The organism is Stieleria sp., from assembly GCF_041595215.1.
Lineage (GTDB): Bacteria > Planctomycetota > Planctomycetia > Pirellulales > Pirellulaceae > Stieleria > Stieleria magnilauensis.
Genome location: NZ_JBFHKV010000218.1, coordinates 1 through 9,461, shown reverse-complemented (window position 1 = coordinate 9,461; position 9,461 = coordinate 1). Strand labels below are relative to the sequence as shown.

Sequence of the window (9,461 nt, the reverse complement as noted above, 5' to 3'; positions counted from 1 at the left end):
CGTTGATGCCGATGCGATCGCCGCGCTGGATCGAAGCGGCCAGTTGAACGATTTTGCAGTCTACGGTGGAACCATCGACCAGCGTGGGCTTCAGTTGCTGGCGAAGTTCTCCGCCATCGAGTCGCTGGCGTTTGATTGCGATCACTCCCCATTGGACAACCAGATCAAGCAGTTCAAAAATCTGGAATACCTTTATCTGACCAACCCCATGGTCGATGACGTCTTCATCGAGCAAATCGATGCGTTGCCAAAGCTCTATCACCTCGGTCTGACCGATCCGGTTTTTGCGTCCGCTTTTGCGACTTCGGCCACACCGTCGGTGGAGATCGTTAATGTCTCAGGCGGCACGATCGAGACGGGCACGCTGTCCGCGCTGGGAAGGTTCCAGGGGGCACTGGGATTGTCGAGTTGTCAGTTGAGCCTGTCGCGGAATGAGCCCCCGGATATGCCCGGAACGACCGGGATCGGCTTCTATCAATGCAATCTCACCGATGAGATGTTGATGCAGTTCTCCGCGCTACCCAAACTCGAGTGGCTGTCCATCCACAGCGGAAGCGTGACGCGATCTGGACAAGAAGCGTTTCACGCGATGCAGCCGGACGTGGCGATGGATTTTGTTCGGTAAAAAATTTTCCACGGATCTTTGGTGGCAAAGCTTGTGGGTGATTTGCGAGCGAGAGGGACGGCATCATCTTGCAGTCATGGCGTCGACGTCTTCACGCCACCGCAGATGCGGTTTGGCACATTCTTGACAGATTCCACCGCAGTTGTTTTGCCACGGCGCTGGCCGATTCGCTATGGTGTACGAACCTTATCCCGCTTTTTGAACGATGTGCACGAGACAACCTGCGAGCCATGATGTTCAGCCGACCCTTCACTTTACGCGTGGAATCGAATTCGGGGCCACGGTCTGCCGAGCGACCCGCCCGACGATCGCTGCTCGCGTTGGGGCGACGTTTACCGATCGCTTGTTTGGTGTTGGTGCTCTCGACCGGCGCTGCCGCGATCGCAGATACAACCACGTCTGATTCGCCAACCACTTCTGCTTCGCCAACCGCTCCTGCTGCGGCGGTGGCATCACGAGCCTCGTCCGCCAGTCCCGACCAAGCCGGTCCCGACCAAGCCGAGGCCGCGGCGCAGGCGACAACCGACACCGCACCGAACAAACTGGATCAGTTGAAACGCGAAGTCGTCGCCGTGCGTGAAGCCTATCAGGGTTGGGGAATGAAACGCAGGATCGAAGTCTTTGAGACGGTGCGTGAGGAACCGTCGATCGAGGGTGGACGATCGATCGACTGGTCGAAACAAACCCTCGCATACAGTTGCGTCGACGACTTCCTGCGACTGGGCGAGCGGTTTCGGGCGGAACGTCGAGAACCGGCCCTGCAGAAGATGATCTTTGCCTATGACGGTCAAGTCGGACGGATCCGGTATCTGCACGGTGCCACCAACCGCCCGCTGTCGGCCAACGCCAACGCCTATGAACGCAACGGCGCGCCGCGGTTACCGCACGCCGTTCTCGTCGAATATTATTACTCGCGGCATCTCGACTGGTTGCTCATTGACGATTACCAGACCCATTTGTTTCCACCGCAAACGGTGATCGGTGAACCCAAAGTCGAAGAAGTCCAGCTCGATGGCCATCCGTGCTGGAAAGTGCAGTGGTATGGCATCAACAACGAAGACCTGGACGTGATGACCGACTGCGAGGTCTATCTGGCCAAAGATCGCTTCCTGCTGCCGCTCCGCCAGAATTACGAGACACCGGCCGGCGACAGGTGGCCGGAACGGAAGACGATTCACATCGATGCCTTTCAAATGGATTCGGCGACCGGATTGTGGTACCCCGAACAGGTAACGACTGCCAGGAAATGGAGTTCGCAATCACAATGGACCCGGATTCGTTTTGAGCTGGACGAACGATTCGGCGACGTCGAGGTTTACTCTGACGCACCGGTCGTCGCCCCGCAACATTCGAAACCGCCCACCGCGGTCGTCTCCCAGTTTGCCCCGGCCGCCGTGTTGACCGAACTCTCCGGCCCCAGCGCAAACTCGATGGTGGTGCGCCGCGCCTTTGAACCCAAGACCGCCGGCGGCAGTTCGATCGGGTTGCTGCTGGTCTTCGCCACCCTGGCGATCTGGTTCAAAGCGACGCGTCTGGGCCGCGCGCTGCGGCAGTTTCTCGGTCGGCATCCGACCTTCATGGGGCTGAGCGGAATTTCGTTGACGGCCTGTGTCGGCTACGTCAGTTCGTATCCGCCCGGTTGGACGACCTACGGTTTGGCGATGATGTTTGCCGGACTGTTCGGACTCATCTGGATCACGCTGACGTTTATGCTGATCGGTGATAAACAGGTTTCCATCCGAACGGTCCTCTTCGCCGCCGCCTGCACCGCACTGTGTTTCGGCGGCTATAGCAAGGGGATCAAGCGGATCCAAGTTCGCCAGCGGATGATCAGTGAAGTCCGCGACTTCGGCGGACGCGTCGAGATGGGGCTGTGGCACCTCGATGAGGAAGGCTTGTATCTTCCCAACCGTCTCCGCGAGTTGCTCGGCGAAGCCTGGTCGGGGAGGGCCAATCGAGCCGCGATCTCCTACGAATCGTTCTCCGAAAAGAACATCGACCGTTGGTGTTTGGACGAAGTCAAATGGCTCGGATTGGCGTCGCGAGAGGACACGGCGTTCGAAGTCGACGGCGACACGCTGTCTCGGCTCGGTGCGACCGACACCCTGTGGACGCTGCACGTCGAAGGCGGCTACATGGACGGCGAAGCCCTAACGGCGGCGGCCAAGTTTCCGCGGCTGATCGACTTGCACTATGACTGCCAACATCGCGCGGTTGCCAAAGAAATCGCACTTCTGGGCCAGTTAGAACGCGTCTGGTTGACCAACGCAGTCGTCGATGATGAATTGATCAAGTCCCTGCGCGGCATCAAGAACCTGGATTTCGTCACGCTGATCAAGCCGCGTTTCGGAAACTGCGATCGCCCCTATCACGATTGGAGCATCGACGGGGTGGAGGTGCAGCATGCCACCGTCACGCCGCAAGCCGTTAACACGCTGGGGCAGCTTTCAACGAATTTGACGTTCGTCGATTGCAACGTCCAACTGCCCACCGCCGCCGAAGTCACGTTGCCGTTGACCACCGGTTTTTCGTTTCGCGACAGCAACCTGGACAACCGGTCGTTGTTGCAGCTGACCAAGGCGCCTTGTTTGTTGTCGGTCGGTTTGACCGGTACCGACGTGTCGATCGACGGCATCGAAGCCTTCTCCCAACTTCGCCCCGAAGTCGCTTTGGCGTTGCGATCACCCCGCGAATGATCCCGTGTGTTTCAATCGTGTGGCGGTTCAATAGTGCGGCGGTTTTTCATCCTGCGGATCCGAGGTCGGTTCGGAGGCATTCTTGAGGCGGTCCACGGTCTGCTCCCACTTGGCGATCCGTTTGTTGACGCGATCCAACAACATCGCTTGTTCGGTCACGACATCGTTGAGCACGTCGTATTGACGCTGCAAGTGGGCCAATTGGATCTCCAGGTGGGTGATTCGTTCGATTTCGTTTTTCATCGGTAGCAGTGTCCCGAGTAAAGGTGACGCGACAAGGGGTTCGGCGGTCGAAGCCGAGACGGGTTTCGCGTAGAATTCTCAGCCATGTCTTTGCCAGCCAGCCCTTAACCTGTCAATATCCAAGATGGTCTCTCCACTTCATCCTCGACAACGATTGCTCATGGGGCCCGGCCCCAGCACCGTGCCGGCGCGTATTTTGCAAGCGATCTCCGCTCCCACACTCGGGCACCTCGATCCCCAATACATCGGGTACATGGATGAGACCTGCGAGATGATTCGACAGGTCTACCGTACCCAAAACGCACTCACCTTTCCCGTCTCCGGGACGGGAATGGCCGGGATGGAAGCGATTCTGGTCAACCTGCTGGAACCCGGCGACGAAGCGATCGTGATGATCAACGGGGTTTTCGGTGGCCGCATGAAAGACAACATGGAACGTTGCGGCGCGACCGTCCATGCCGTCGAGATCCCTTGGGGCAAATCGTTCACGCTGGACCAATTCGCCGAAGCCGTTGCGGCCCACCCCAAGGCCAAACTGCTGGGTGTGGTCCACGCCGAAACCTCCACCGGTGCCCTGCAAGACCTCAGCGGCGTCGGTGACTTGTTGCACGACGCCGGCATGCTGTTCGCCGTCGACGCGGTCACCTCGCTCGGCGGCCACGACCTTCGCGTCGACGAGTGGGGCATCGACGCGATCTATTCCGGAACGCAAAAGTGCCTTTCCTGTCCACCCGGGTTGTCTCCCGTCTCGTTCTCCGACCGCGCCATCAAGCGAATCGAAGCGCGATCGACCAAGTCCCAATCCTGGTACTTGGACGTTTCGATGTTGAAAAACTATTACACCGGCGGCGGCGGACGGGCCTATCACCACACCGCGCCGATCAACATGGTCTACGCGCTCCGCGAGGCCCTGGCGATTGTCTTGGAAGAGGGCCTGGAAGCACGCATCGCACGCCACCGTGAAATGCACGAGCTGCTCCGCGATGGGCTGCAAAAGTTGGGACTGAGTTACATCCCGGATCATTCGCTGTGTACGCTCAACTGCGTCACGGTCCCCGAGGGCGTCGACGAAGCCGCCATCCGCCGACGCCTGCTTGATGAGTTTGATATCGAAATCGGCGGCGGTCTGGGGGTGTTCGCCGGCAAAGCATGGCGAATCGGATTGATGGGCGAATCGGCCACCAAAAAGAATGTGCTGACCTTGCTGGCCGCGTTGGAAGCGTGTCTTTAGCCATTGATGATTGCACGCTTCCTCGGCAACGAAGCTGTTAGCGGAACGGCGCGAGCCGTCCGGTGTCAGCTCCTGGGCAACGAAGCTGTTAGCGGAACGGCGCGAGCCGTCCGGTGTCAGCGTGAAAGACCGGAGGGCTCGCGCCCTACCGCTAACAAAAAACACCCCGTTTGATCAAACTACCTGGCATGGAACCCGCGCCCCTTGGCTGCTGAACGATCCGCCGTCAACACAAACGATTCCCCACCCTCCCTCCCAAACGGTTTGCTTGCCATGCCATCGGTCGATCTGCAAACGCTACGCGACCTGCTGCCGCCCGGTCGGCTCAGCGACGACGATGCGTCGCAGGCCGCGTTTGAATCCGACGGGCTGACCGCGTTTCGCTGTCGCCCACTGGCGGTGGTGATCCCGCAGAACGAAACGGAAGTCGTCCAGACGGTGCGTTGGTGTGACCAACATGCGGTGCCCTTCGTCGCCCGTGGCAGCGGCACCAGTCTTTCCGGCGGTTCGATGCCCGTCGCCGGCGGCATTGTGATTTCGCTCAATCGGTTGCGGCAGATCATCAAGGTCGATCCCGATAATCGGATCGCGGTCGTCCAGCCCGGTGTCATCAATCTGCACGTCTCGGCGGCCGCCGCACGTCACGGCTTGTATTACGCCCCCGATCCGTCCAGCCAAAAAATTTGCACGATCGGCGGCAACATCGCGTTCAATTCCGGCGGTGCGCACTGCCTGAAATATGGCATGACGTCCAACCACGTGATCGGGATTCGTGCGGTCACGGCCAGCGGAGAAATCGTCACGTTCGGCGGTGAGTCCCTGGAATCGGTCGGACCGGATTTCACGGGGCTGTTCTGCGGCAGCGAGGGACTGTTCGGGGTCGCGCTGGAAATCACGCTGCGCCTGCTGCCTCAACCGGAGTGTTTTCATACGGTGCTGGTCGGATACCGATCCCTGCGTGCGGCCGGCGACGCGGTCTCGGCGGTCATCGATTCGGGGCTGTTGCCCGGCGCGATGGAAATCATGGAAGCACTCGCGATCGAAGCGGCCGAAGCCGCCACCCAGTGTGGTTACCCCAAGGGGGCCGCCGCCGTGTTGATCGTCGAATTGGAAGGACCGCGCGAAAAGATCGAAGCCGAAAAGCAGCAACTCGAATCGATCATCGCCGCGACCGACGCGTTCGAAACGGTGGTCGCCGCCGACGACCAGCAACGCGCCGGGATTTGGGCCGGACGCAAGAGTGCGTTCTCCGCGGTCGGAAAACTGAGCCCCGACTTTCTGGTCCAAGACGGCGTCGTTCCGCGAAAACGCTTGGGCGACGCTTTGGAAGCGATCGAAGGCTTTTCCAAAGACTCGGGGCTGCGGGTGGCCAATGTCTTTCACGCCGGTGACGGTAACTTGCATCCGCTGATTTTGTTCGATGATTCGGTCGACGGCGAATTGGAACGTGCCGAAGCACTGGCCGGAAAAATCCTCGACCTGTGTGTCCAGATGGGCGGGTCGATCACCGGCGAACACGGCGTCGGGATGGAGAAACGCGAGTTTCTTCCCAAAATGTACGACGAACCCACGATGGAATTGATGCACCGCTTGAGAGCCGCGTTTGATCCCCAGACGATCGCCAACCCCGGGAAAATGTTCCCCGGCGCCGAAGCACCCGCGCTGTCGTCTCACGGATTGCACCCCCTGGAAAAGGCCGGGGTGATCAGCCGTGAGTGAACTCGTCGACGTCGAAACGATCGCAGCCTTGCAAGAGTTGGTCCGTCACAGCGAATCGATTCTGGTGGTCGGCAATCGCACCAAGCCGGCGCTTTCGTCGGTCGCTGCGCCGACTCAACTGGTCACCACACGATCGCTCTCAGGGATCATCGAATACGAACCCTCGGAGTTCACGTTCACCGCGCTGGCGGGAACGACGCTGGCCGAAATCAAGGCGGCCCTGGCGTCGAAAAACCAGTACCTGCCGTTCGATCCGTTCTTGGCCGAAACAGATGCGACGGCTGATGGCAAGGAATTAGCTGGGGCAGGCGCGACGGCTGGGGCAGGCGCGACGATCGCCGGCACGCTGGCCGCCGGGCTCAGCGGTCCCGGTCGACATCGCTACGGCGGCGTGCGTGATTTTGTCTTGGCCGCCCAATTCGTCGCCGGCGATGGAAACCTGATCCAGTCCGGCGGCAAAGTCGTCAAGAACGCCGCCGGATTCGACATTCCGAAACTGTTGGTCGGCAGCTGCGGCCGCCTGGGCGCGATCACCGCATTGACCTTCAAAGTCTTCCCGCGGCCTGTTGAATTCCACACCTACCAACTGCAATCCGCCGACCACGAAGAAGCGGCGCGGCTGATCGCAGCGCTGGCGCGAGGCCGATGGGAACTCGACGCGATCGACTACCGGTCCGAGTCCCGTTCGATCTGGATCCGCATCGGTGCTGCCAAAGCCGTCTGTGATGCGATCGCAACCGACATCAGCCGCTCTCTTCAAACGCACGCCGTCGAACCGATGACCGATGAACAAGCCGTCCAGTCGTGGGCACCGCTGATGCAGCTTCGCTTTGGCGGAACCAATCGACGCTCCATCGTCAAGATTCCGATGGTGTTGCAACAGATGCAACGACTGGCAACATGGTGCGACGACCGCCGCGACAAAGTCTCCTTGCACGCCAGCGTTGCCGGCAGCATCGGCTGGCTAGCCGTCGCCGACGACACGCTCGCTGACGTCGATGCGTTCCTGGCGGACGCATCGATGACCGGATTGGTCATCCGCGGCGATCAACAGTCAACCGGTCGCTGGATGTTGGGCACCCGACGCTCTGCCCCGATTGACCAGAAAATCAAAGACGCGATGGACCCGCCAGGGCGTTTCCCCAACCTGGGAGGTGAATGATGCGACACGAGATCAAAACGTCCCAGCACGGTCCGATGGGCCAGACGATGGCCGACGCGGTGAGCACCTGTGTGCACTGTGGTTTTTGTTTGTCGGCCTGCCCGACCTACCAAGAGCTGGGGCGCGAAACGGATTCCCCCCGTGGCCGAATCATTTTGATGAAGGAGGTGCTCGAAGGCACGTTGCCGATCGAGACCGCGGCTCCGCACATCGACGCTTGCTTGGGCTGCCTGGCGTGCGTCCCGGCCTGCCCTTCGGAAGTGCCTTATGGAGATTTGATCAGCCCGTTTCGAGCGATCCAGGAATCCAAACGTCGGCGTACGCTGGCTGATCGTTTTAAACGCACGCTTGCCCAGTGGACGCTTCCCTATCCGAAACGGTTCCGCTTGGCAGCCCTCTCCGGGCGATTGGTGAAACCGCTTGCGCGATGGATGCCCAGCCCGATTCGTGTGATGCTGGATCTGCTGCCCGAATCGCTGCCCCAGGCGGCGCCGCTGCGTGAAGTCTACCCGGCGATCGGCGAGCAGCGCGGACGCGTCGCATTGTTGGCCGGATGCGCCCAAACGGTGTTGGATCCCGACATCAACGCGGCGACGATCGAAGTGCTCAACCGAAATGGGATCGAAGTGATCGTCCCGAAGGCGCAAGGGTGCTGCGGAGCGCTGTCGTGGCACGTCGGGAATCTGCAGCAAGCACAAAAATTCGCGAAGCAGAATCTGGACGCGTTTCCCAGCGACATCGATGCGATCGTGACCAACGCGGCCGGTTGCGGCAGCGGGCTGCACGAATACGGTTTGATTCTCAAGGGCACGCCGGATGAAGCCCGTGCGGTGGAGTTTACCAAACGGGTTTGTGACGTCTCGGTGTACCTGACCGGGCTCGGTGAGCTTGCACCGTTTCCAGCGTCTGCGGCACCACAGACGGTCGCTTATCACGACGCCTGTCACTTGGCCAATGCCCAAGGGGTTCGGTCGCAGCCGAGGCGTTTATTGGAGCGAGTGCCTGGGTTGACGTTGGTGGAGATCGCCGACGGGCATCTGTGTTGCGGTTCGGCCGGAACCTACAACATCGACCAGCCCGAAATCGCCGACTCGCTCGGTCGCCAAAAAGCGGACAACGTGGTGGCGACTGAAGCGGACGTGGTGGCGATGGGCAACATCGGTTGCTTGACACAGATCGCCAACCACCTGCGCCGCCGAGGGTCGCCGATCCGGCCCCGACACACGATGCAAATCCTCCGGGATGCCTACCAGTCGAACTAACTCGGCCTCCCGTCGCGCAGGTCGCTCACGGCTCGCTGATTGAATCGGATCGCACACGGCACCTGTGAATTCAGCCGGCACGCGTTAGCGCCCGGGCCACTCCTCGTGCTGGGACACGCAGGCTCGCGCCAAACCGCTGATCATCGTTTGACATCAGCCGGTTCGCGCCAGCGTCCGGGCCACTACTTACCCTGGAGCACGCAGACACGCGCCAAACGGCTGATCATCGTTTGACATCAGCCGGCTCGCGTTAGCGCCCGGGCCACTCCTCGTGCTGGAGCCCGCAGGCTCGCGCCAAACGGCTGATTCAGCCACCCGCCGACCCGTTCCGCTACCCACACAACAGGCGCCCGCGCGACGCTACGCCCAATCGTCGGCCGATTCGAAATCGTCTGCCTCGCCGGGTGCCGTTTCGTCTTCCGCGGCATCGTCCTCCAGGGCGTCGACCAGGTCGCTCAGCTGCAGACCGACGTCGCCTGTCGGCCGGCCCAAGGCGATCCCGCTGCCTTCCTTGGCGCTGTCT

7 protein-coding genes are annotated in these 9,461 nt (G+C 60.7%); 6 read left to right on the top strand and 1 reads right to left on the bottom strand.

The features are described 5' to 3' along the window. Both ABX749_RS10855 and ABX749_RS10850 read left to right on the top strand, forming a co-directional pair. A partial coding sequence (locus tag ABX749_RS10855; RefSeq protein ID WP_372895996.1) for a hypothetical protein occupies positions 1-625 on the top strand: 625 nt, incomplete at its 5' end. A gap of 320 nt (positions 626-945) precedes the next feature. Beyond that, positions 946-3,321, top strand: coding sequence for a hypothetical protein (locus ABX749_RS10850; RefSeq protein ID WP_372895995.1), 2,376 nt, complete (start codon positions 946-948; stop codon positions 3,319-3,321). 27 nt (positions 3,322-3,348) lie between these two features. On the opposite strand, the gene ABX749_RS10845 is transcribed toward ABX749_RS10850, so the two are convergent. Further along, complete coding sequence (locus ABX749_RS10845) at positions 3,349-3,564, bottom strand: SlyX family protein (protein WP_372895994.1); 216 nt, start codon at positions 3,562-3,564, stop codon at positions 3,349-3,351. 160 nt (positions 3,565-3,724) lie between these two features. On the opposite strand from ABX749_RS10845, the gene ABX749_RS10840 reads away from it, so the two are divergent. From ABX749_RS10840 to ABX749_RS10825, 4 genes are all read left to right on the top strand, one after another. Next, positions 3,725-4,795, top strand: a complete 1,071-nt coding sequence (locus ABX749_RS10840) for an alanine--glyoxylate aminotransferase family protein (protein ID WP_372895993.1) — start codon at positions 3,725-3,727, stop codon at positions 4,793-4,795. Positions 4,796-5,068: 273 nt separating this feature from the next. Continuing rightward, positions 5,069-6,514, top strand: a complete 1,446-nt coding sequence (locus ABX749_RS10835; protein ID WP_372895992.1) for an FAD-binding oxidoreductase — start codon at positions 5,069-5,071, stop codon at positions 6,512-6,514. Next, complete coding sequence (locus ABX749_RS10830) at positions 6,507-7,676, top strand: FAD-binding protein (RefSeq protein WP_372895991.1); 1,170 nt, start codon at positions 6,507-6,509, stop codon at positions 7,674-7,676. Before ABX749_RS10835 ends, ABX749_RS10830 begins: the two co-directional genes overlap by 8 nt. Further along, the gene (locus tag ABX749_RS10825) at positions 7,673-8,938 is read left to right on the top strand and encodes a (Fe-S)-binding protein (protein WP_372895990.1); all 1,266 of its coding nucleotides are present in this window, start codon (positions 7,673-7,675) and stop codon (positions 8,936-8,938) included. The genes ABX749_RS10830 and ABX749_RS10825 overlap by 4 nt, the downstream gene beginning before the upstream one ends. The last annotated feature ends 523 nt before the right edge of the window (positions 8,939-9,461 follow it).